We start from the raw sequence: 21,452 nt of genomic DNA, 5'->3' as shown, positions 1-21,452 counted from the left end.
GCCGTGCCGGTTCCGCCCCCCTCCCAGGAACCGAATAATGGGGTGCAGGGGTCTTCGACCCCTGCCGGAGTCCAGAGGCGAAGCCTCCTGGCGGGGGCGGGGCAGCGCCCCGCGCAGACAGCAAAAGACCGGCCGAAGGGCCGGTCCGATGCCGTGGGCGCGGAGGGAGGGAGCGACTTACTCGGTCGCGCCTTCGCTGGTTTCCTCCGCGGCTTCCGGAGCCTGCCCGCTGTCGCGGCCCTTCGCCGACGGGTCACGGTCGACCAGCTCGATCACGGCCATGCTGGCGGCGTCACCGTAGCGGGTGCCCGCCTTCAGGACGCGGGTATAGCCACCCTTACGTTCCTTGTAGCGGTCGGCCAGCGTGGTGAAGAGCTTGTCGACGATCACGTCGTCGCGCAGTTGGGCATAGGCCTGCCGGCGGGCGTGCAGGCCGCCGCGCTTGCCCAGGGTGATCAGCTTCTCCGCGACCGGCCGCAGTTCCTTGGCCTTGGGCAGGGTCGTGGTGATCTGCTCGTGCTTGATGAGCGCATGAGCCATGTTGCGGAACATGGCAAAGCGGTGGCTGGTCGTGACGCCGAGCTTCCGCCCGGCAACTCCGTGACGCATCGTCCTACTCCGTTCGCGCCGTTCAGAACGGCTCTTCCAGCCGCTTGGCGAGTTCTTCCACGTTCTCGGGCGGCCAGCCGGCCACCGTCATGCCGAGGCTGAGGCCCATGGAGGCGAGTACCTCCTTGATCTCGTTCAGCGACTTCCGTCCGAAATTCGGCGTGCGCAGCATTTCCTGCTCGGACTTCTGCACCAGGTCGCCGATATAGACGATGTTGTCGTTCTTCAGGCAGTTGGCGCTGCGCACCGACAATTCCAGCTCGTCCACCTTGCGCAGCAGGTTCCGGTTGAACGGCAGGTCGTCCTGCGGCTCCTCGTGCCGGACCGCCTGGGGCTCTTCGAAGTTGATGAAGAGCTGCAGCTGGTCCTGCAGGATGCGGGCCGCGAGTGCCACCGCGTCCTCGGGCGTGACCGCGCCGTTGGTCTCCACCGTCAGCAGCAGCTTGTCGTAGTCGGTGACCTGGCCGACGCGGGTCGGCTCCACCTTGTACGACACGCGGCGCACCGGCGAGTAGATCGCATCGACCGGGATCAGGCCGATCGGCGCGTCTTCCGGGCGGTTGGCGGCGGCGGGCACGTAGCCCTTGTTGACGTTGACCGTGAACTCCATGCCGAGCTTCACGCCTTCGTCCAGCGTGCACAGCACCAGCTCGGGGTTCATCACCTCGATGTCGTGGCCGGTCTGGATCTGGCCGGCGCGCACTTCGCCGGGGCCGGTCGCGGTCAGGCTCATGCGCTTGGGCCCGTCACCGTGCATGCGCAACGCCAGTTGCTTGACGTTGAGCACGATGTCGGTGACGTCCTCGCGCACGCCGGGGATGCTGCTGAATTCGTGCAGCACGCCGTCGATCTGCAGGGCGGTCACCGCCGCGCCTTGCAGCGAGGACAGCAGCACACGGCGCAGCGCGTTGCCCAGGGTCATGCCGAAGCCGCGCTCGAGAGGCTCGGCGATGATGGTCGCGACGCGCGACGGATCGCCGCCCGGCTCGACCTCCATCTTTTCGGGCTTGATCAGGGACTGCCAGTTCTTCTGCAATGCCACACTCGGCCTCATGGGAACGGGGTGGGCGGCACGCGCCGAGCCGGCGCGGGCCAGGGCGTCTGTACTCAGGCTTGTCGCCTCAGACGCGCCGGCGCTTGCGCGGACGGCAGCCGTTGTGCGGGATCGGGGTCATGTCGCGGATCGCGGTGATCGCGAAGCCGACGGCCTGCAGCGCACGCAGCGCGCTCTCGCGACCCGAGCCGGGACCGCTCACCTCGATCTCCAGCGTCTCCATGCCGTGCTCGCGGGCCTTCTTGCCGGCATCCTCGGCGGCGACCTGGGCAGCATAGGGCGTGGACTTCCGGCTGCCCTTGAAGCCCTGGCTGCCGGACGACGACCAGGCGATGGCGTTGCCCTGCGCGTCGGTGATGGTGATCATGGTGTTGTTGAACGTCGCGGCCACGTGGGCCACGCCGGAGGTGATGTTCTTGCGCTCCTTCTTGCGGGGGCGCGACGATGCGGCGGCGGGCTTCGCCATGTCGGTCTGTATCCTGTCCAATCCTGGGCGGCCCTTGCCGGCCGTGGGGCGGCCGGCAAGGGCGGCGGAAATGCGGGAGCGACGTCGGTACGGGCGGCGAGGCCCTTACTTCGTCACCTTCTTCTTGCCGGCGATCGCCACCGCCTTGCCCTTGCGGGTGCGGGCGTTGGTGTGGGTGCGCTGGCCGCGCACCGGCAGGCCACGGCGATGCCGCAGGCCGCGGTAGCAGCCCAGGTCCATCAGCCGCTTGATGTTCATCGCAACTTCACGCCGCAGGTCGCCTTCGACGCGATACTCGCGGTCGATCAGTTCGCGGATCTTCAGCACCTCCTCGTCGGAGAGCTGGTTGACCCGCCGCTCCTCGGTGATGCCGAGCCGGTCGCAGATCTCCTGCGCCTTGGCCGGACCGATGCCATAGATATAGCGGAGGCTGATCGTCACCCGCTTGTTGGTCGGGATATTCACGCCGGCAATACGCGCCACGCCCACTCACTCCTTCAATGCGGGGATGCCCCCGCAGGCCCGACGCATGCGGCGCCCGGCGGCTGCTGCCTCGCCGAACGCGCGGCCCATCGAGGCTTGGGTAAAAAACGCAGGAACGGCCCTCACCCAGGTGGGGCCGCCAAGGGCGCGCACTATAGCGGCGGGGAAAAACGAGTCAACGCAATGCGATCAACTTATCGTGATCGCAAACCTCCCCCGCCACCGTGCGCCTTTTACGCTGCCTTGTCGAGAATCGCGGTCAGTTGCTGCGTGACCTCGTCGATCTCGGCCATGCCGTCGACGTCCTGCAGCTTCCCCTGGGCCGCATAGTGCGGCAGGATCGGCGCAGTCTGCCGATGATAGGCTTCCAGCCGGGCGGCGACGGTCTCGCGATTGTCGTCGGCGCGCCGGGTGAACCCGGTCGAGCCGCAACTGTCGCAGACGCCCGCGACCTTCGGCTTCTGGAAATGGTCGTGATAGCCGGCGCCGCATTTGGCGCAGGTGTACCGGCCGGCGATACGCTCCACCAGGGCGGCGTCATCGACCTTGAGCTGGATCACCGCGTCGAGCTTCAGCCCCTTCTCCGCCAGCATGCCGTCCAGCGCCTCGGCCTGCGGCACGGTGCGGGGGAAGCCGTCGAGAATGAAGCCCTTGGCCGCATCGGGCCGGGCGATCCGGCTGCCGAGCATGCGAATAAGGATGTCGTCGGAGACGAGCTTGCCCGCCTCCATGACCGCCTTGGCCTCGCGGCCGATGTCGCTGCCGGCCGCGACTTCCGCGCGCAGCATGTCACCAGTGGAAATCTGCACGATGCCGTAGCGATCCTGCAGCCGCTTCGCCTGGGTGCCCTTGCCCGCCCCCGGGGGGCCGAGAAGAATGAGGTTCACCGTCCACGTCCCTTTACGCGCGCCTTCTTGATCAGTCCCTCATACTGGTGCGCAAGCAGGTGGGACTGGATCTGGGTGACCGTATCCATGGTCACCGAAACAATGATCAAGAGCGAAGTACCACCAAAATAGAACGGAACGCCATAATTGCTGATCAGGAATTCCGGCAGCAGGCAGACCGCGCACAGGTAGATGGCACCGATCGTGGTCAGGCGGGTGAGGATGTGGTCGAAATAATCCGAGGTGGCCTGGCCCGGACGGATGCCGGGAATGAAGCCGCCATACTTCTTCAGGTTGTCCGCGGTCTCGGTCGGGTTGAACACCACGGCGGTGTAGAAGTAGCTGAAGAAGATGATCAGCGCTGCGTAGGTCAGCATGTACAGCAGCGTGCCGTGGGCGAAGAACCCGGCGATCCACTCCACCCAGCCCGACTGGCCGCTCGCGCCCGCGAAGCCGGAGAGGGTCGCCGGCACCAGCAGGATCGAGCTCGCGAAGATCGGCGGGATCACGCCCGAGGTGTTCACCTTCAGCGGCATGTGCGTCGAGTCGCCGCCGAACATGCGGTTGCCGACCTGCCGCTTCGGGTACTGCACGATGATGCGGCGCTGCGCGCGTTCGATGTACACCACGAAGGCGACCACCGCGACCGCGACCGCCATGAACACCAGGATGAACGCGGCGCTCAGCGCACCGGTGCGGCCGAGTTCGAGCAGGTTGGCCAGGGCATGCGGCACGTTGGCGACGATGCCGGCCATGATGATCAGGCTGGTGCCGTTGCCGATGCCGCGCGCGGTGATCTGCTCACCGAGCCACATCAGGAACATGGTGCCGCCGACCAGGCTGATCACGCAGGACAGGCGGAAGAACAGGCCGGGATCGATCACCGCCGCGCCGAAGCTGCCATGCATGCTCTCGAGCCCGACGGCGATGCCGTAGGACTGGAACATGGCGATCAGCACCGTCAGGTAGCGCGTGTACTGGTTGAGCTTCTTGCGCCCGGATTCGCCTTCCTTCTTCAGCGCCTCCAGCGAAGGGACGGCGCTGCCCATCAACTGCACGATGATGCTGGCCGAGATGTAGGGCATGATGTTCAGTGCGAACACGGTCATGCGCCCGAGCGCACCGCCGCTGAACATGTCGAACATGCCAAGGATGCCGCCGCCATGCTGCTGCAGCATCTCGCCCATCACGGACGCGTCGACGCCCGGGACGGGAATGTAGGTGCCGATCCGATAGACCAGCAGCGCCCCCAGGGTGAACCAGATGCGCTTCTTCAGTTCGGTGGCCTTGGACAGCACACCGAGGTTGAGGTTTGCCGCGAGCTGCTCGGCTGCCGACGCCATGGCGGTCCCCGATCAAGACGACGGCGCCGCACGGGGGGTCCCGAGGGCGCCGCCTGGTTGTTTCATCTTGCCGCGCGCAAGCGCCACGGCGCAAGCGCCTCAGGCGGCCGGAGCCGCTTCGGCCTTGGCCACCGTGGTGGTCACGCTGCCGCCGGCGGCCTGCACCGCCGCGACCGCCGCCGCCGAAGCGCCGGAGACCGTGATGGTGACCGCGCGGCCGATCTCGCCGCTGGCCAGCAGGCGCACGCCGTCGACCTTGCCGCCGCGCACCAGGCCCGCCGCACGCAGCGTGTCCTCGGTGATCGGCTGGGCGGCGTCGATGCGGCCGGCCTCGATCGCCTTGGCCACCGCGCCGAGGTTCACCGCCGCGTATTCCTTGCGGAACAGGTTGGTGAACCCGCGCTTCGGCAGCCGGCGATAGATCGGGAGCTGGCCACCCTCGAAGCCATTGAGCGCCACGCCTTCGCGCGCCTTCTGGCCCTTCACGCCCTTGCCCGAAGTCTTGCCCTTGCCGGAGCCGATGCCGCGGCCGAGGCGCTTCGACTTCAGGCGCGCCCCCGCGTTGTCACGCAGTTGGTTCAGCTTCATCGCTTTTCCCTTCCGTCCCGGTCCGCGGCGCGGATCAGGACAGCTCCTCCACCTTCACCAGGTGGGCAACCTTGCGGATCATGCCGCGCACCGAGGGGGTGTCCTCGAGCTCGCGCGTGCGGCGGATCTTGTTCAGGCCGAGACCGATCAGCGTCTCCTTCTGGCCGGGCTTGCGCCCGGCCACGGAGGCGACCTGCGTCACCCGGACCTTCTTGTCGGACTCAGCCATGGGCCGGGGCCTCCTCGGTCGGGGTCGCCGCCGGCGCGTGCTGGTCGCGGCGGCCGAGCAGGTCGGAGACCTTCTTGCCGCGGCGGCTGGCGACGCTGCGCGGGCTGGCGCAACGGGTCAGCGCGGCGAAGGTGGCCTTGACCATGTTGTGCGGGTTGCGGCTGCCGAGCGACTTGGCGACGACGTCGCCGATGCCCAGCGTCTCAAACACCGCGCGCATCGGGCCACCGGCGATGATGCCCGTGCCGGCCGAAGCCGAGCGCAGCACCACCTCACCGGCGCCGAAGCTGCCGCGCACGTCATGGTGCAGCGTGCGGCCTTCCTTCATCGGAACGCGGATCATGCTGCGCTTGGCGCGCTCGGTGGCCTTGCGGATCGCCTCCGGCACCTCGCGGGCCTTGCCCGCGCCGTAGCCGACGCGGCCCTTCTGGTCACCGACCACCACCAGGGCGGCGAAGGCGAAGCGACGGCCGCCCTTCACCACCTTGGCCACGCGGTTGATGGTGACCAGCTTGTCGATCAGCTCGTCGCCGGCCTCGCGGTCATGCGAACGGTCGCGATCCCGCCCGCGTCCGCCGCCGCCTTCCCTCGGTTCACGTGCCATCGTCATTCCCCTCAGAAGGACAGCCCGCCCTCGCGGGCGGCGTCGGCCAGCGCCTTGACGCGGCCGTGGTACAGGTAGGAGCCGCGGTCGAACACGACTTCCTTCACACCGGCCGCGAGCGCGCGCTCGGCGACCAGCTTGCCGACCGCCGCCGCGGCGGCCTTGTCGGCGCCGGTGCGCAGCCCCTCACGCAGCGTCTTGTCGAGCGTGGAGGCGGCCGCGAGCGTGCGGCCCACGGAATCGTCGATCACCTGCGCGTAGATGTTCTTGCCGGAGCGGAACACCGACAGGCGCGGCCGTCCACCGGCCTTGCGGCGAAGCTGGAAACGCAGCCGCTCCCGACGGCGCGCCGCCAAATCCTGGTTCGCGCTCATGTTACTTCTTCTTGCCTTCCTTGCGCAGGATCTGCTCGCCCTCGAACTTCATGCCCTTGCCCTTGTAGGGCTCGGGCGGACGCCAGGTGCGAAGCTCGGCGCAGACCTGCCCGACCAGCCGCTTGTCCACGCCCTCGACCTTGATCGAGGTCGGCTTCTCGCAGGTCACCTTGATGCCCTGCGGGATCGGGTAGACCACGTCATGCGAGAAGCCCAGGTTCATCACCAGCTTGTCGCCCTGCACCGCGGCACGGTAGCCGGTGCCGGTGATCTCCATGGTCTTGGAGTAGCCCTGGCTGACGCCGCGCACCATGCTCGCGACCAGCGCGCGCGTGGTGCCCCACATCATGCGGGACGGGGTGGTCGCGTCGCGCGGCGACACGGTCACCTTGCTGCCTTCGACCTTGGTGTCCACCAGCTCGGTAAGCTCGAGCTTCAGCTCGCCGAGCTTGCCCTTGGCGGTAAGGGTGCGGCCCGCGATCGCGACCTGCACGCCCGCGGGAATCTCGACCGGATGTTTTCCGACGCGTGACATCGCCTGCCCCTCAGAACACGCGGCAGAGGACCTCGCCGCCGACATTGGCGGCGCGGGCCTCGGCATCGCTCAGCACCCCGCGAGGGGTGGACAGGATGGAAATGCCAAGGCCGGCATAGACCTTCGGCAGCTCCCGGATCTTCGAATACACGCGACGACCGGGCTTGGAGATGCGGGTGATCTCCTTGATGACCGGCTCGCCGTCGTTGTACTTCAGCTCGATGCGGATCTGCGACACGCCCGGACGCAGGTCCTCGGTGCTGAAGCCACGGATGTAGCCTTCACGCCGCAGCACATCGAGCACGTTCTGGCGCAGGCGGGAATTGGGGGACAGGCACATGGCATGCCGCGAACGCTGCGCGTTGCGGATGCGGGCCAGCATGTCGCCCAGGGGATCGGATAGAGCCATCTTCCCAGGTCTTCCTTACCAGCTCGCCTTCACCATGCCGGGGATCTGGCCGGAACTGGCCAGCTCGCGCAGCATGTTTCGCGACAGCTTGAACTTGCGGTAGTTGCCGCGCGGGCGGCCGGTCAGGGCGCAACGCAGGCGCACCCGCACCTTCGCCCCGTTGCGCGGCAGCTGCGCCAGCTTCAACGTCGCATCGAACCGGTCCTCGACCGGGCTCGAACGGTCCATCACGATGGCCTTCAGCGCGGCGCGCTTCGTCCGATCGCGTTCCGCCATCCGCTCGCGCCGCGCATTGCGGTTCACCGCAGAGGTCTTCGCCATGGCTCTTTACCCTCCGGAACCTGCCGGCACGTGGCCGGCGGTTTTCCCAAACAGCTTCACGTCCACCCGCTCAGTTCTGGAACGGGATGTCGAACTTCTTCAGCAGTGCCTTCGCCTCGGCATCGGTGCTCGCGGTGGTCACGAACTGGATGTCCATGCCGCGGATCGCATCCACCCGGTCGTAGATGATCTCGGGGAACACGATCTGCTCCTTCAGGCCCATGGCGAAGTTGCCGCGCCCGTCGAAGCCCTTGCCGCCGATGCCGCGGAAGTCGCGCACACGCGGCAGCGCGATGCTCACCAGACGGTCGAGGAATTCGTACATGCGCGCCTTGCGCAGCGTCACCTTGCAGCCGATCGGCAGACCCTTGCGGATCTTGAAGCCGGCGATGGCCTTCTTCGCCAGCGTCTTGACCGGCTTCTGCCCGGAGATCAGCGCGAGTTCCGCCACCGCCGCGTCCAGCTTCTTCTGGTCGCCCGCGGCCTCGCCCACGCCCATGTTGATGACGATCTTCTCGAGCTTGGGCACCTGCATGGGGTTCTTGTAATCGAACTCCTTGGTCAGGGCCGCCCGGATCTCCTCGACATAGCGCTTCTGCATGCGCGGCATTTCGCCGGCACCGGCGGAAACCGCGCCCTCGGCCAGCGTCACCTGCTGCAGCGAGGCGGGACCGCCGCCGGCCTCGGCCTTCTTGCTGGAGGCCGCAGCCTGCTTGCCCTTCGCCGGCGCGCCCTTGGCGGGCGACTTACCGCCCTTCTGACCGCCCTTCGATCCGCTCACGGCAGCCTCCTCAGCTCTCGATCACGTTGCCGGTGGCCTTGGCAACGCGCACCTTGCGGCCGTCCTCCAGGATCCGGAAGCCCACGCGGGTGGGCTTGTCGGTCTTGGGATCGACCAGCTTCAGGTTTGACAGATGGATGGAGGCCTCGGCCTCCACGATGCCGCCAGGCTGCGCCATGCTACGCGGCTTGATGTGGCGCTTGGCCACGGCCACGCCGCGCACCACGGCGCGGTCGAGCTTCGGCAGCACCTGCAGCACTTCGCCACGGCGGCCCTTGTCGGCGCCGCTGATGACCTCGACGGTGTCGCCCTTGCGGATGCGCGCAGCCATCACAGCACCTCCGGCGCGAGCGAAATGATCTTCATGAACTTGCGGGCACGCAGTTCGCGCACCACCGGCCCGAAGATACGGGTGCCGATCGGCTCCTGCTGCTTGTTGATCAGCACCGCCGCGTTGCGGTCGAAGCGGATCGCGCTGCCATCGGCGCGGCGCACCGGGAAGGCGGTGCGGACGATCACCGCCTGGTGCACGTCGCCCTTCTTCACCTTGCCACGCGGGATCGCGTCCTTGACCGACACGACGATGACATCGCCGACCGAGGCGGTCTTCCGCTTGGACCCGCCCAGCACCTTGATGCACTGCACCCGACGCGCGCCCGAGTTATCGGCGACGTCCAGGTTGGTCTCGACAGAGATCATCTACGCCTCCCTCAGGCCTGCGCCGGCGCCGCTTCGGGTGCCCCGAGCGGCTGGCCGTTGCGCTCGACGACCATCCAGGTCTTGCGCTTGCTGATCGGCCGGCATTCCTCGATGCGGACCACGTCGCCGATCTTGCACAAATTGTGCTCGTCGTGCGCGGCGTAGTTCTTCGAACGCCGGATGAACTTCTTATAGAGCGGATGCATGACACGGCGATCGACAAGCACCGTAACGGTCTTGTCCATCTTGTCGCTGGTCACCCGCCCGGTCAGGACGCGCCTTGGCATCGCCCGCTCCTCAGGCCGTGGCGGCGGAGCGTTTCTTCTCCGCCAGAATGGTCTTCACACGCGCGATGTCGCGGCGCACCTGGCGCACGCGGCCCACACCCTCGAACTGCCCGGTGGCCCGCTGGAAGCGCAGGTTGAACTGCTCCTTCCGCAGGTCCAGCAGCAGGGCGGACAGTTCGTCCGCCGTCTTGGCCCGGATATCAGCGGGCTTGGTTTCTTTCGCCATGGCCTCACGCGTCCCCGATGCGGGTGACGAACTTCGTCTTGATCGGCAGCTTGGCAGCCCCCAGGGTCAGCGCCTCGCGGGCGAGTTCATGCGCCACGCCGTCGATCTCGAACATGATCCGGCCGGGCTTGACCCGGCACACCCAGAATTCCGGCGAGCCCTTGCCCGAGCCCATGCGGACTTCGGCGGGCTTGGCGCTGACCGGCACGTCCGGGAAGATGCGGATCCACACACGCCCGGTGCGCTTCATGGCACGCGTGATCGCGCGGCGGGCCGCCTCGATCTGGCGCGCGGTGATGCGCTCCGGCTCCATCGCCTTCAGCCCGAACGAGCCGAAGGTCAGGGAGGTGTTGCCCTTGGCGGCGCCCTTGATGCGCCCCTTATGGGCCTTGCGGTAGTTGGTGCGCTTCGGTTGCAGCATCGTCCTGGGTCCTTACCGCTGCGGCGCCTGCTCGGCGGCGCGACGGTCCTGCGCCAGCGGGTCGTGGGCCAGGATCTCACCCTTGAAGATCCAGACCTTCACGCCGCAGGTGCCGTAGGTCGTCTTGGCCGTGGCGATGCCGAAGTCGATGTCCGCGCGCAGCGTGTGCAGCGGCACGCGACCTTCGCGGTACCACTCCACCCGGGCGATTTCGGCGCCGCCGAGACGGCCGCCGCAATTGATCCGGATGCCCTGCGCGCCCAGCCGCATCGCCGACTGCACCGCGCGCTTCATGGCGCGGCGGAACGCCACGCGGCGCTCCAGCTGCTGGGCGATGTTCTCGGCGACCAGGGTCGCGTCGATCTCCGGCTTGCGGATCTCGACGATGTTCAGCGCGACCTCGGCGCGGGCCATGCGGGCGAGGTCCTTGCGCAGAACCTCGATGTCCTGGCCCTTCTTGCCGATGACGACACCCGGGCGCGCCGCGTAGATGGTCACGCGCGGCTTCTTGGCCGGGCGCTCGATCACCACGCGGGAGACGCCGGCGCCCGACAGCTTCTTGCGCAGGTGGCTGCGCAGCTTCAGGTCGTCGTGCAGCAGGCGGGAATAGTCGGCGCCGGCGAACCAGCGCGAATCCCAGGTGCGGTTGATGCCAAGCCGCAGCCCGACCGGATTGACCTTGTGACCCATCAGGCGGCTCCCTGCTCGGCGGCCGGCTCGGGCTGCTCTTGCGCCCGTTCGGCAACCACGATCTTCAGATGGCTGAACCACTTCTCGACGCGCGAGGCGCGGCCGCGGCCACGGGCGTGGAAGCGCCGCATGACGATCGAGCGCCCCACCTCGGCGCGGGTGACGACCAGGCGGTCGACATCGAGCTGGTGGTTGTTCTCGGCGTTCGCGATCGCGCTCTCCAGCACCTTCTTCACCTGCTGGGCGATGCGGCGCTTGGAAAAGGTCAGCGTCGCCACCGCGTCCTGGGCGGAGCGGTTGCGGATCAGACCGGCCACCAGGTTCAGCTTGCGCGGGCTGACGCGAACATTGCTCAGGATCGCCTGCGCTTCGGTGTCGGCGAGCCTGCGTGCCTGCTTCGGCTTGCTCATCTCAGCCCCGCTTCGCCTTCTTGTCCGCCGAGTGGCCATGGAAGGTGCGCGTCGGCGAGAACTCGCCGAACTTGTGGCCCACCATGTTCTCGGTCACCTGCACGGGCAGGAACTTGTGGCCGTTATAGACCCCGAAGGTGAGGCCGACGAACTGCGGCAGGATGGTCGAGCGACGCGACCAGATCTTGATGATCTCGTTGCGGCCCGACGCCCGCGAGGCCTCGGCCTTGTTGAGCAGGTACCCGTCGACGAACGGGCCCTTCCAGACGGAACGCGCCATGGATCAGCCCTTCCCCTTGTTCCGGCGGCGGATGATCAGGCGATCGGTCCGCTTGTTCACGCGAGTCTTGTACCCCTTGGTCGGCTTGCCCCACGGGGTGACCGGATGGCGGCCACCCGAGGTGCGGCCTTCGCCGCCGCCATGCGGATGGTCGACCGGGTTCATCACCACGCCGCGGTTATGCGGGCGGCGACCGAGCCAGCGGCTGCGACCGGCCTTGCCGATCTGCTGGTTGGAATTGTCGGGGTTGGAGACCGCGCCGACGGTGGCGATGCACTCGCCGCGCACCAGGCGCAGCTCGCCGCTCATCAGCTTGATCTGCGCATAGCCGGCGTCCTTGCCGACGAGCTGCGCATACTGCCCGGCGGCGCGCGCCAGCTTGCCGCCCGCGCCCGGCTTCAGCTCGACATTGTGGACGATGGTGCCGACGGGGATCGCCGCCAGCGGCATCGCGTTGCCCGGCTTGATGTCGCAGCGCGCACCGGCCACCACCGTGTCGCCGGCCTTCAGCCGCTGCGGCGCCAGGATATAGGCGAGCTCGCCGTCCTGGTACTTGATCAGGGCGATGAAGGCGGTGCGGTTCGGGTCGTATTCCAGCCGCTCCACCGTCGCCGGGACGTCGAACTTGCGCCGGCGGAAATCGATGACGCGGTAGGACCGCTTGTGCCCGCCGCCACGGAAGCGGCTGGTGATGCGGCCATGGTTGTTGCGTCCGCCCGAGGAGCTCTTGCCGACGGTCAGGCCCTTGACAGGCTTGCCCTTCCACAGCTCCGAACGGTCCACCAGCACCGTGCCGCGCAGGCTCGGCGTGACGGGGTTAAAGTTCTTCAATGCCATCTCTCAGCCCCTGCTCACGCGAGACCGGTGGTCAGGTCGATCGTCTGACCCGCGGCCAGCCGCACATAGGCCTTCTTCACATCCGAGCGCTGGCCCGGCCGGCCCTTGAAGCGCTTGGCCTTGCCCTTCTGCACCAGCGTGTTCACCGCCAGGACCTTGACGCCGAACAGGCCCTCGATCGCTTCGCGGATCTGGGGCTTGGTGGCGGTCAGGGCCACGCGGAACACCATCTGGCCGCTCTCGCCCAGGCCCGTCGCCTTTTCGGTGACGAGCGGGCTGCGAATGACCTGGTACATCGCCTCGCGCGACATCGGACGGCCGCGCGGCGCCTTCGCCGTCTCGCTCATGCCACGTTCTCCTGGGCGGCCGCCGGCGCACCGGTCAGGCGGGCCTTCAGACCCTCGACGCCGGCGGTGGTGACCACCAGCACGTCGTGGTTGAGGATGTCGTAGACGTTCGCGCCCACCGTCGGCAGCACGTCCAGCCCGATGATGTTGCGGCTCGCCCGCAGGAAGCCCTCGTCCACCGTGCCGTCGACGATCAGCGCCGAGGCCCAGCCCAGCAGCTTCACCTTCGCGGCGAGCTCCTTGGTCTTGGTGGTGCCGGCGGCGGCATCCAGCACGATCAGCTTGCCGTCCCGCGCCTTCTGCGACAGCGCGGAAATCAGGCCGAGGCGGCGCACCTTCTTGTTGAGCGAGTAGCCGTGGTCGCGCACCACCGGACCGTGGACGACGCCACCGGTGCGGTACTGCGGCGCCCGCAGGCTGCCCTGGCGGGCATTGCCGGTGCCCTTCTGGCGATAGGGCTTCTTGGTGGTGCCCTGCACCTCGCCCATGCCCTTCACCTTGTGGGTGCCGGCCCGGCGCTTCGCAAGCTGCCAGTGCACGACGCGGGCCATGATGTCGGCCCGCGGCTCGGCGCCGAAGATCTCGTCGGGCAGATCGGCGGTGCCGGCGCTGCCGTTGTCGAGGGTCTTGATCTCGATCTGCATGTCTCTGTGCCTCAGGCCGCCGCCGCGGCAAGCGCCGCCGGATACGGCGCATCGCCCGGACGCGCCTTCTTCACCGCGTCGCGCACGAGCACGAAGCCGCCCTTCGCACCGGGCACCGCCCCCTTGATCATGAGCAGGCCGCGCTCGATATCGACCGCCGCCACTTCCAGGTTCAGGGTGGTCACCCGCTCCTGCCCGAGATGGCCGGCCATCTTCTTGTTCTTGAAGGTCTTGCCCGGATCCTGGCGGTTACCGGTCGAACCGTGCGAGCGGTGGCTGATGGACACGCCGTGGCTGGCTTCCAGGCCGCTGAAGTTCCAGCGCTTCATCGCGCCGGCGAAGCCCTTGCCCTTGGTGGTGCCGGTCACGTCGACCTTCTGCCCGACCAGGAAATGCGCGGCCGTGAGCGTGGCGCCGGGCTCGAGTACGGCATCGGCCGCCACCCGGAATTCCACCAGCTTCGCCTTGGGCTCCACCTTCGCCTTGGCGAAATGGCCCTTGTTCGGCTTCGACACGTTCTTCACCTTGGCCTGGCCCCAGCCGAGCTGGACCGCGGTATAACCGTCGGTCTCCTCGGTGCGGGCGGCCACCACCTGCACCTGATCCAGGTGCAGAACGGTGACGGGGACGTGCGTGCCGTCCTCCTTGAAAAGCCGGGTCATGCCCAGCTTCTTCGCGAGCAATCCAGTGCGCATTATGTACTTTCCCAGAGGGACCCGGGGGATCGCCCCGGGTCCTTAGGCCAATGACCGGTCAGATTTTGATTTCGACGTCCACACCGGCGGCGAGATCGAGCTTCATCAGCGCGTCCACCGTCTGCGGCGTCGGTTCCACGATGTCGAGCAACCGCCGGTGCGTGCGGATCTCGAACTGCTCGCGGCTCTTCTTGTCCACGTGCGGCGAGCGGTTGACCGTGAACCGCTCGATGTGGGTGGGCAGCGGGATCGGTCCGCGGACCCGCGCGCCCGTGCGCTTGGCTGTGTTCACGATCTCCTTCGTGCTGTTGTCCAGCACGCGGTGATCGTACGCCTTCAGGCGGATGCGGATGTTCTGGTTATCCATTTCGCTCGTCCAGTTCGCGAACCGACCCCTGCAGTTTTACTTCGAGATCTGCGCGACCACGCCGGCGCCGACGGTGCGGCCACCTTCGCGGATGGCGAAGCGCAGCCCCTCGTCCATGGCGATGGGCGCGATCAGCTCGACATCCATCGACACGTTGTCGCCGGGCATGACCATCTCCGTGCCTTCCGGCAGCTTGACGATGCCGGTCACGTCGGTGGTGCGGAAGTAGAACTGCGGGCGGTAGTTGGTGAAGAACGGAGTGTGCCGGCCGCCCTCTTCCTTCGTCAGGATGTAGGCTTCGGCCTTGAACACGGTGTGCGGCGTGATGCTGCCGGGCTTGGCCAGAACCTGGCCGCGCTCGACTTCCTCACGCTTGGTGCCGCGCAGCAGCGCGCCGATGTTGTCGCCGGCCTGGCCCTGGTCGAGCAGCTTGCGGAACATCTCGACGCCGGTGACGGTGGTCTTGATGGTGGCACGCAGGCCCACGACCTCGACTTCGTCGCCGACCTTGATGATGCCACGCTCGACGCGGCCGGTCACCACGGTGCCGCGGCCGGAGATCGAGAACACGTCTTCAACCGGCATCAGGAACGGCTTGTCGACGGCGCGCTCCGGCTGCGGGATGTAGGCGTCCACGGCTTCCATCAGCTTCAGGATGGCCTGCTTGCCGATCTCCGGCTCGCGGTCCTCCAGCGCGCAGACGGCGCTGCCCTTGATGATGGGGATGTCGTCGCCGGGGAACTGGTAGCTGCTCAGCAGCTCACGGACTTCCAGTTCGACCAGCTCGAGCAGGTCGGGGTCGGCGATGTCGACCTTGTTGAGGAACACCACCAGCGCCGGCACGCCGACCTGACGGGCGAGCAGGATGTGCTCGCGGGTCTGCGGCATCGGGCCGTCGGCGGCGGAGACCACCAGGATGGCGCCGTCCATCTGCGCCGCGCCGGTGATCATGTTCTTCACATAGTCGGCGTGGCCAGGGCAGTCGACGTGGGCGTAGTGGCGCTGCTTCGTCTCGTACTCGACGTGGGCGGTCGAGATCGTGATGCCGCGGGCGCGCTCTTCCGGCGCCTTGTCGATCTGGTCATACGCGGTGAAGGTGGCGCCGCCGGTTTCCGCCAGCACCTTCGTGATCGCAGCGGTCAGCGACGTCTTGCCATGGTCCACATGGCCGATCGTGCCGATGTTGCAGTGCGGCTTGTTCCGCTCGAATTTCGCCTTGGCCATCGTCGTCTTCTCCGTGCCCGCTTTACGATCCGAAGGGATGGATCCGGGGTTGTGGGATATCAGTTACCAGCGGTAGTGGCTGAAGGCCTTGTTGGCTTCGGCCATCCGGTGAGTGTCTTCACGCTTCTTCACTGCCGAGCCACGGTTGTTCACCGCATCGAGCAGTTCGTTGGACAACCGGTCTTCCGCGGTGTGCTCGCCCCGCTTGCGGGCGGCGTCGATAATCCAACGGATCGCCAGCGCCTGGCGACGCTCGGCGCGGACTTCGACAGGCACCTGATACGTGGCGCCGCCGACCCGGCGCGAACGCACCTCGACGGCCGGCTTCACGTTGTCCAGCGCCTCGTGGAACATGCGCACGGGATCGGCCTGCGGGCCACCGCGCTTCTTCAGCACGTCCAGGGCACCATAGACGATCGTCTCGGCAACCGACTTCTTGCCGTCGTACATCAGCGCATTCATGAAACGGCTGATCACGACGTCACCGAACTTGGCGTCCGGCAGGATCTCGCGCTTGATGGCGCGGCGGCGGCGGCTCATCGCGGCCCTCCTAAGCGGCGGCGCGGCAAAGCCGCGCGCGAGCAATAAACATGGTCACTTCGGCCGCTTGGCGCCGTACAGCGACCGGCGCTGGCGACGCTTGGCAATGCCCTGGGTATCCAGCACACCACGCAGGATATGATAGCGCACGCCCGGAAGGTCCTTCACGCGCCCGCCACGGATCAGCACGACGCTGTGCTCCTGGAGGTTGTGGCCCTCACCGGGGATGTAGCTCACCACCTCGTAGCCGTTCGTCAGGCGCACCTTCGCAACCTTGCGGAGCGCCGAGTTCGGCTTCTTCGGCGTGGTCGTGTAGACGCGGGTGCAGACGCCGCGCTTCTGCGGACAGCCCTGCAGCGCCGGGACCTTGTTGCGAGCGCTCTGAGGCTCGCGCCCCTTGGCGATCAGCTGGTTGATGGTCGGCATAGACCCTCTTTCACACCCTAATCCTGTCCGCGACCCCTATGCATCGCCGGACGCCTTCCACAGACAAGACCCGCAGACGGTGGAGCCCACCCTGCGGGTTCGACGCTGCCTACGGCCTGAGCCCCCCGAAAACCCGGGACGCGGCACCGCACGCTCGTGCCTGCAAACAACGACCAGCCGACATGCCATCAGGGGGTCGGCCGAGGGCGCGGAACCTACGGGCCAGACACCCACGAGTCAAGCACCGCACGCCATGCACGGGGCGCGGGACGTGGCTGCAGGGGAAGAAAGACAAAAGACCCCGTCCCTGGCCCCCCATTCGCCTCGACTCGGGGCATGACAAAGGGGGCTAAAGCACCGGTTCCGCCGGCACCTTAGCCCCCTTCGTCAGCCTCAGCCGCTAAACAGAACGGGATCCAGGGGGCAAGGCCCCCTGGCCCTAGGTACTCTTACCCTGCCGCGATTACTCTGCCGCGATGCCCCGCCCGGCGATTGCCGGCGTCTCCTGCTGGCGCAGGGTGCGCTGGTCGCGGCCGGCGGCGATGGCGCGCATGCGGTTCATCACGCTGCCCGTGCCCGCCGGGATCAGCCGCCCGACGATCACGTTCTCCTTGAGCCCGGTCAGGTTGTCGACCTTGCCGGCGGTCGCCGCCTCGGTCAGTACCCGGGTCGTCTCCTGGAACGACGCGGCGCTGATGAAGCTGTGCGTCTGCAGGCTGGCCTTGGTGATGCCTTGCAGCACCGGCATCGCCACCGCCGGGCGGTCGTCGCGGCCGAGCTTGGACAATTCGCGCTCGAAGTCGAAGCGATCGACCTGCTCCCCCGCCAGGAAGGTGGTGTCGCCCGGGTCGAGGATCTCGACCTTCTGCAGCATCTGCCGGACGATGACCTCGATGTGCTTGTCGTTGATCTTCACGCCCTGCAGCCGGTACACGTCCTGGATTTCGTTCACTAGGTAGTCCGACAGGGCCTCGACCCCCAGCACCTTCAGGATGTCGTGCGGCACGCGCGGGCCGTCCACCAGCGGGTCGCCGCGGCGGACGAAGTCGCCTTCCTGCACCGAGACGTGCTTGCCCTTCGGGATCAGGTACTCGGTTTCCTCGCCGGTCTCGTCGTTCTTCACGATGACGCGGCGCTTGGCCTTGTAGTCCTTCCCGAATTCGACCCGCCCGTCGATCTCGGCGATGATGGCGTGGTCCTTCGGCCGGCGCGCCTCGAACAGCTCGGCCACGCGCGGCAGACCGCCGGTGATGTCGCGGGTCTTGCTGCCCTCGCGCGGGATGCGGGCCAGCACGTCACCGGCATGCACCTCGGCGCCGTTCTCCACCGACAGGATCGAGTCGGGGCTGAGGAAGTAGCGGGCGTCGGTGCCGTTGGGCAGGCGCACCACCCCGCCATGGTCGTCCTTCAGCTGCAGCCGGGGCCGCAGATCGACGCCACGGGCGTTCTGCTTGTAGTCGACTACCACCTTCGACGACAGGCCGGTCACCTCGTCCATGCGCTCGACCAGGGTGACGCCCTCGATCAGGTCGAGGTACTCCACCCTGCCCGCCCGCTCTGTGATGATCGGCAGGGTGTACGGATCCCACTCGGCCAGCTTCTGGCCACGCGCGACCTGGGCCCCTTCGTCCGCCAGCAGCCGCGCACCGTAGGGCACGCGGAAGCGGGCGCGCTCGCGGCCCTTGTCGTCGGCGAGCACGATCTCGCAGTTGCGGCTCATGACGACCGGCACGTTCTGGCTGTTCATGACGACGCTGCGGTTCTTCACCGACGCCACGCCGTCGTGGCTCGCCTCCACGCTCGACTGCTCGGCGCCGCGCTGGGCGGCGCCGCCGATGTGGAAGGTGCGCATGGTCAGCTGCGTGCCCGGCTCGCCGATCGACTGCGCCGCGATCACGCCGACCGCCTCGCCCACGTTCACCGGCGTGCCGCGCGCGAGGTCACGCCCGTAGCAATGGGCGCAGACGCCGATCTTCGCCTCGCAGGTCAGCACCGAGCGGATCTTCAGCGTCTCGACGCCCGCCTTCTCGATGCGCTCGGCGTGCTCTTCCTCGATCAGCACGTTGTTCGCCACCAGCACCGCGCCCGAGACCGGGTCCAGCACGTCCTCGGCCGTGGTGCGGCCCAGGATGCGCTCGGACAGCGAGGAGACCACCTCGCCGCCATCCATCACCGGGCGCACGGTCAGGCCGCGCTCGGTGCCGCAATCGTCCTCGACGATGATGCAGTCCTGGGCGACGTCGACCAGGCGGCGGGTCAGGTAGCCCGAGTTCGCCGTCTTCAGCGCGGTGTCGGCCAGGCCCTTGCGGGCGCCGTGGGTGGAGTTGAAGTACTCCAGCACCGACAGGCCTTCCTTGAAGTTGGCGATGATCGGCTGCTCGATGATCTCGCCCGACGGCTTGGCCATCAGACCGCGCATGCCGGCCAGCTGGCGCATCTGGGCGGGCGAGCCACGGGCACCGGAGTGGCTCATCATCCACACCGCGTTGGTGGGCGTGCCCTGCTCCTGCTTGGAGATCTCGCGCATCATCGCGGTGGCGACCTCGTCGGTGCAGCGCGACCAGGCGTCGACCACCTTGTTGTAGCGCTCGCCGGCGGTGATCAGGCCGTCCTGGTACTGCTGCTCGAACTCTTTCACCTCGGCCTGGGTCTTGCCGATCAGCGCCTGCTTCTCGGCCGGGATGATCAGGTCGTCCTTGCCGAAGGAGATGCCCGCCTTGGCGGCCTGGCGGAAGCCGAGCCCCATCAGCCGGTCGGCGAAGATCACGCACTCCTTCTGGCCGCAATGGCGGTAGACCGCGTCGATCACGTCCGAGACGTTCTTCTTGGTCAACTGCCGGTTGATCAGGCTGAAGGGCACGTTCGGGTGCTTGGGCAGCACCTGCGCGATCAGGGTACGGCCCGGGGTGGTGACCACGCGGGTCAACCGCCGCCCGGTGGCCGGGTCGGTTTCCTCGGGCAGGTGCACCAGGCGGCGCGGCACCTGGATCTTGTCATGCAGCTTCAGCGCGCCAGCGTTCAGCCCGTGCTCGATATCGGCCAGCGAGGCGAAGGCGGGGGCCTTGGCATCCTCGACGGCGCGGTACTCGGGCGTCTCCAGGCTCAGGTAGTAGATGCCGAGCACGATGTCCTGGCTCGGCACGATGATCGGCTTGCCGTTGGCGGGGCTGAGGATGTTGTTGGTCGACATCATCAGCACGCGCGCTTCGAGCTGCGCTTCCAGCGACAGCGGCACGTGCACCGCCATCTGGTCACCGTCGAAGTCGGCGTTGAAGGCCGTGCAGACCAGCGGGTGCAGCTGGATCGCCTTGCCCTCGATCAGCACCGGCTCGAAGGCCTGGATGCCCAGGCGGTGCAGCGTCGGCGCCCGGTTCAGCATCACCGGGTGCTCGCGGATCACCTCTTCGAGGATGTCCCAGACCTCGGGGCGTTCCTTCTCCACCATCCGCTTGGCGGCCTTGATGGTGGTGGCGTGGCCGTATTTCTCCAGCTTGGCGTAGATGAAGGGCTTGAACAGCTCCAGCGCCATCTTCTTGGGCAGGCCGCACTGGTGCAGCTTCAGCTCCGGCCCGACCACGATCACCGAACGGCCGGAATAGTCGACGCGCTTGCCCAACAGGTTCTGGCGGAACCGCCCCTGCTTGCCCTTCAGCATGTCGGAGAGCGACTTCAGCGGCCGCTTGTTGGCGCCGGTGATGGCACGGCCGCGGCGGCCATTGTCGAACAGCGCGTCCACCGCCTCCTGCAGCATGCGCTTTTCATTGCGCACGATGATGTCAGGGGCGCGCAGCTCGATCAGCCGCTTCAGGCGGTTGTTGCGGTTGATCACGCGGCGATAGAGGTCGTTCAGGTCGGACGTGGCGAAGCGCCCGCCATCCAGCGGCACCAGCGGGCGCAGCTCCGGCGGGATGACCGGGATCACGTCCAGGATCATCCATTCCGGCCGCGCGCCGGATTCGGAGAAGGCCTCGATCAGCTTCAGGCGCTTGACCAGCTTCTTGCGCTTGGCCTCGCTGGTGGTTTCCTTCAGCTCGGCGCGCAGCTTCACCTTCTCGGCGTCGCAATCGATGCCGTTCAGCACGCCCTTGACCGCCTCGGCGCCGATGCCGGCGCGGAAGGCGTCCTCGCCGAACTCGTCCTGCTTGGCCATCAGCTGATCTTCGGTCAGCAGCTGATGCAGCTTCATGTCGGTCAGACCCGGCTCGAGAACCACGTAGCTCTCGAAATACAGGATCTTCTCCAGCTCCTTCAGGGTCAGGTCGACCATCAGCCCGATGCGGCTGGGCAACGACTTCAGGAACCAGATATGCGCGACGGGGCTCGCCAGCTCGATATGGCCCATGCGCTCGCGGCGCACCTTGGCCAGCGTGACCTCGACGCCGCACTTCTCGCAGATGATCCCGCGGAACTTCATCCGCTTGTACTTGCCGCACAGGCATTCGTAGTCCTTGATCGGACCGAAGATGCGCGCGCAGAACAGGCCGTCACGCTCGGGCTTGAACGTGCGGTAGTTGATGGTCTCGGGCTTCTTGATCTCGCCGTACGACCAGGAGCGGATCTGCTCCGGCGAGGCCATCTGGATGCGGATCTGATCGAAGGTCATCGACTGGCCGGTCTGGCCAAGGATCTTCATCAGCTCGTTCATGCTCTCACCCCGCGCGCCGGGCCCGCAGGCC

Annotated in this window: 31 protein-coding genes; all 31 read right to left on the bottom strand. The window is 67.4% G+C overall.

Features of this window, described 5'->3' with window-relative positions:
- Positions 1-177: 177 nt before the first annotated feature.
- The 31 genes from rplQ to rpoC all read right to left on the bottom strand — a co-directional run bounded on the left by rplQ (position 178) and on the right by rpoC (position 21,421).
- Positions 178-609, bottom strand: coding sequence for a 50S ribosomal protein L17 (gene rplQ / locus NBY65_RS14490; protein ID WP_150040720.1), 432 nt, complete (start codon positions 607-609; stop codon positions 178-180).
- Positions 610-631: 22 nt separating this feature from the next.
- Positions 632-1,651 carry a DNA-directed RNA polymerase subunit alpha gene (locus tag NBY65_RS14485; RefSeq protein ID WP_150040719.1) on the bottom strand — a complete coding sequence of 340 codons (1,020 nt, stop codon included), beginning with the start codon at positions 1,649-1,651 and terminating at the stop codon, positions 632-634.
- 79 nt (positions 1,652-1,730) lie between these two features.
- Positions 1,731-2,129, bottom strand: coding sequence for a 30S ribosomal protein S11 (rpsK, locus tag NBY65_RS14480; RefSeq protein WP_150040718.1), 399 nt, complete (start codon positions 2,127-2,129; stop codon positions 1,731-1,733).
- 105 nt (positions 2,130-2,234) lie between these two features.
- Positions 2,235-2,612, bottom strand: coding sequence for a 30S ribosomal protein S13 (gene rpsM / locus NBY65_RS14475; protein WP_150040717.1), 378 nt, complete (start codon positions 2,610-2,612; stop codon positions 2,235-2,237).
- Positions 2,613-2,845: 233 nt separating this feature from the next.
- Positions 2,846-3,499 carry an adenylate kinase gene (locus tag NBY65_RS14470; RefSeq protein WP_150040716.1) on the bottom strand — a complete coding sequence of 218 codons (654 nt, stop codon included), beginning with the start codon at positions 3,497-3,499 and terminating at the stop codon, positions 2,846-2,848.
- Positions 3,496-4,842: a preprotein translocase subunit SecY gene (gene secY, locus NBY65_RS14465; RefSeq protein WP_150040715.1), complete on the bottom strand. Its 1,347-nt coding sequence runs from the start codon at positions 4,840-4,842 to the stop codon at positions 3,496-3,498. Before secY ends, NBY65_RS14470 begins: the two co-directional genes overlap by 4 nt.
- 99 nt (positions 4,843-4,941) lie before the next feature.
- The gene (gene rplO, locus NBY65_RS14460; RefSeq protein WP_150040714.1) at positions 4,942-5,430 is read right to left on the bottom strand and encodes a 50S ribosomal protein L15; all 489 of its coding nucleotides are present in this window, start codon (positions 5,428-5,430) and stop codon (positions 4,942-4,944) included.
- A 34-nt stretch (positions 5,431-5,464) separates the two neighbouring features.
- On the bottom strand, positions 5,465-5,659 hold the full coding sequence (rpmD, locus tag NBY65_RS14455) for a 50S ribosomal protein L30 (RefSeq protein ID WP_150040713.1): 195 nt from the start codon (positions 5,657-5,659) through the stop codon (positions 5,465-5,467).
- Positions 5,652-6,263 (bottom strand): 30S ribosomal protein S5, encoded by a 612-nt coding sequence (gene rpsE, locus NBY65_RS14450; RefSeq protein ID WP_150040712.1) that lies wholly within the window; start codon positions 6,261-6,263, stop codon positions 5,652-5,654. Before rpsE ends, rpmD begins: the two co-directional genes overlap by 8 nt.
- 11 nt (positions 6,264-6,274) lie before the next feature.
- Positions 6,275-6,637, bottom strand: a complete 363-nt coding sequence (rplR, locus tag NBY65_RS14445; RefSeq protein WP_150040711.1) for a 50S ribosomal protein L18 — start codon at positions 6,635-6,637, stop codon at positions 6,275-6,277.
- Between the two features lies 1 nt (position 6,638).
- A complete protein-coding gene (gene rplF, locus NBY65_RS14440) occupies positions 6,639-7,172 on the bottom strand; it encodes a 50S ribosomal protein L6 (RefSeq protein WP_150040710.1) in 534 nt (177 codons plus the stop codon).
- Between the two features lie 10 nt (positions 7,173-7,182).
- Positions 7,183-7,581 (bottom strand): 30S ribosomal protein S8, encoded by a 399-nt coding sequence (gene rpsH / locus NBY65_RS14435; RefSeq protein WP_150040709.1) that lies wholly within the window; start codon positions 7,579-7,581, stop codon positions 7,183-7,185.
- 15 nt (positions 7,582-7,596) lie between these two features.
- Complete coding sequence (gene rpsN / locus NBY65_RS14430) at positions 7,597-7,902, bottom strand: 30S ribosomal protein S14 (RefSeq protein WP_150040708.1); 306 nt, start codon at positions 7,900-7,902, stop codon at positions 7,597-7,599.
- 70 nt (positions 7,903-7,972) lie between these two features.
- Positions 7,973-8,512: a 50S ribosomal protein L5 gene (gene rplE, locus NBY65_RS14425; protein WP_150040729.1), complete on the bottom strand. Its 540-nt coding sequence runs from the start codon at positions 8,510-8,512 to the stop codon at positions 7,973-7,975.
- A gap of 181 nt (positions 8,513-8,693) precedes the next feature.
- Positions 8,694-9,014 (bottom strand): 50S ribosomal protein L24, encoded by a 321-nt coding sequence (gene rplX, locus NBY65_RS14420; protein WP_150040707.1) that lies wholly within the window; start codon positions 9,012-9,014, stop codon positions 8,694-8,696.
- Positions 9,014-9,382, bottom strand: a complete 369-nt coding sequence (gene rplN / locus NBY65_RS14415) for a 50S ribosomal protein L14 (protein WP_150040706.1) — start codon at positions 9,380-9,382, stop codon at positions 9,014-9,016. The genes rplX and rplN overlap by 1 nt, the downstream gene beginning before the upstream one ends.
- 11 nt (positions 9,383-9,393) lie before the next feature.
- Positions 9,394-9,669: a 30S ribosomal protein S17 gene (gene rpsQ, locus NBY65_RS14410; RefSeq protein ID WP_150040705.1), complete on the bottom strand. Its 276-nt coding sequence runs from the start codon at positions 9,667-9,669 to the stop codon at positions 9,394-9,396.
- A 10-nt stretch (positions 9,670-9,679) separates the two neighbouring features.
- On the bottom strand, positions 9,680-9,895 hold the full coding sequence (gene rpmC, locus NBY65_RS14405; RefSeq protein ID WP_150040704.1) for a 50S ribosomal protein L29: 216 nt from the start codon (positions 9,893-9,895) through the stop codon (positions 9,680-9,682).
- Between the two features lie 4 nt (positions 9,896-9,899).
- Positions 9,900-10,316 (bottom strand): 50S ribosomal protein L16, encoded by a 417-nt coding sequence (gene rplP / locus NBY65_RS14400; protein ID WP_150040703.1) that lies wholly within the window; start codon positions 10,314-10,316, stop codon positions 9,900-9,902.
- Positions 10,317-10,328: 12 nt separating this feature from the next.
- Entirely contained in the window at positions 10,329-11,006 is a 678-nt protein-coding gene (gene rpsC, locus NBY65_RS14395) for a 30S ribosomal protein S3 (protein ID WP_150040702.1), read from the bottom strand.
- Positions 11,006-11,416 carry a 50S ribosomal protein L22 gene (gene rplV, locus NBY65_RS14390; protein WP_150040701.1) on the bottom strand — a complete coding sequence of 137 codons (411 nt, stop codon included), beginning with the start codon at positions 11,414-11,416 and terminating at the stop codon, positions 11,006-11,008. The genes rpsC and rplV overlap by 1 nt, the downstream gene beginning before the upstream one ends.
- Before the next feature lies 1 nt (position 11,417).
- Positions 11,418-11,696, bottom strand: a complete 279-nt coding sequence (gene rpsS / locus NBY65_RS14385; protein WP_150040700.1) for a 30S ribosomal protein S19 — start codon at positions 11,694-11,696, stop codon at positions 11,418-11,420.
- A gap of 3 nt (positions 11,697-11,699) precedes the next feature.
- Complete coding sequence (rplB, locus tag NBY65_RS14380) at positions 11,700-12,533, bottom strand: 50S ribosomal protein L2 (protein WP_150040699.1); 834 nt, start codon at positions 12,531-12,533, stop codon at positions 11,700-11,702.
- 14 nt (positions 12,534-12,547) lie between these two features.
- Positions 12,548-12,844, bottom strand: a complete 297-nt coding sequence (locus NBY65_RS14375; protein WP_150040728.1) for a 50S ribosomal protein L23 — start codon at positions 12,842-12,844, stop codon at positions 12,548-12,550.
- 32 nt (positions 12,845-12,876) lie between these two features.
- Positions 12,877-13,524 (bottom strand): 50S ribosomal protein L4, encoded by a 648-nt coding sequence (gene rplD, locus NBY65_RS14370; protein WP_150040698.1) that lies wholly within the window; start codon positions 13,522-13,524, stop codon positions 12,877-12,879.
- An 11-nt stretch (positions 13,525-13,535) separates the two neighbouring features.
- Entirely contained in the window at positions 13,536-14,219 is a 684-nt protein-coding gene (gene rplC, locus NBY65_RS14365; RefSeq protein ID WP_150040697.1) for a 50S ribosomal protein L3, read from the bottom strand.
- A 58-nt stretch (positions 14,220-14,277) separates the two neighbouring features.
- On the bottom strand, positions 14,278-14,586 hold the full coding sequence (rpsJ, locus tag NBY65_RS14360) for a 30S ribosomal protein S10 (RefSeq protein WP_048860021.1): 309 nt from the start codon (positions 14,584-14,586) through the stop codon (positions 14,278-14,280).
- A 36-nt stretch (positions 14,587-14,622) separates the two neighbouring features.
- Positions 14,623-15,810, bottom strand: a complete 1,188-nt coding sequence (tuf, locus tag NBY65_RS14355; protein ID WP_150040696.1) for an elongation factor Tu — start codon at positions 15,808-15,810, stop codon at positions 14,623-14,625.
- A gap of 63 nt (positions 15,811-15,873) precedes the next feature.
- Entirely contained in the window at positions 15,874-16,350 is a 477-nt protein-coding gene (rpsG, locus tag NBY65_RS14350) for a 30S ribosomal protein S7 (RefSeq protein ID WP_150040695.1), read from the bottom strand.
- 54 nt (positions 16,351-16,404) lie between these two features.
- Entirely contained in the window at positions 16,405-16,776 is a 372-nt protein-coding gene (gene rpsL / locus NBY65_RS14345) for a 30S ribosomal protein S12 (RefSeq protein ID WP_150040694.1), read from the bottom strand.
- Between the two features lie 463 nt (positions 16,777-17,239).
- Positions 17,240-21,421 (bottom strand): DNA-directed RNA polymerase subunit beta', encoded by a 4,182-nt coding sequence (gene rpoC, locus NBY65_RS14340; protein ID WP_150040693.1) that lies wholly within the window; start codon positions 21,419-21,421, stop codon positions 17,240-17,242.
- Between the last annotated feature and the right edge of the window lie 31 nt (positions 21,422-21,452).

It is taken from the genome of Rhodovastum atsumiense (assembly GCF_937425535.1).
Taxonomy (GTDB): Bacteria; Pseudomonadota; Alphaproteobacteria; order Acetobacterales; family Acetobacteraceae; genus Rhodovastum; species Rhodovastum atsumiense.
Note: the sequence above shows the minus strand (reverse complement) of the source record. Positions and strands in the feature narration are given on the sequence as shown.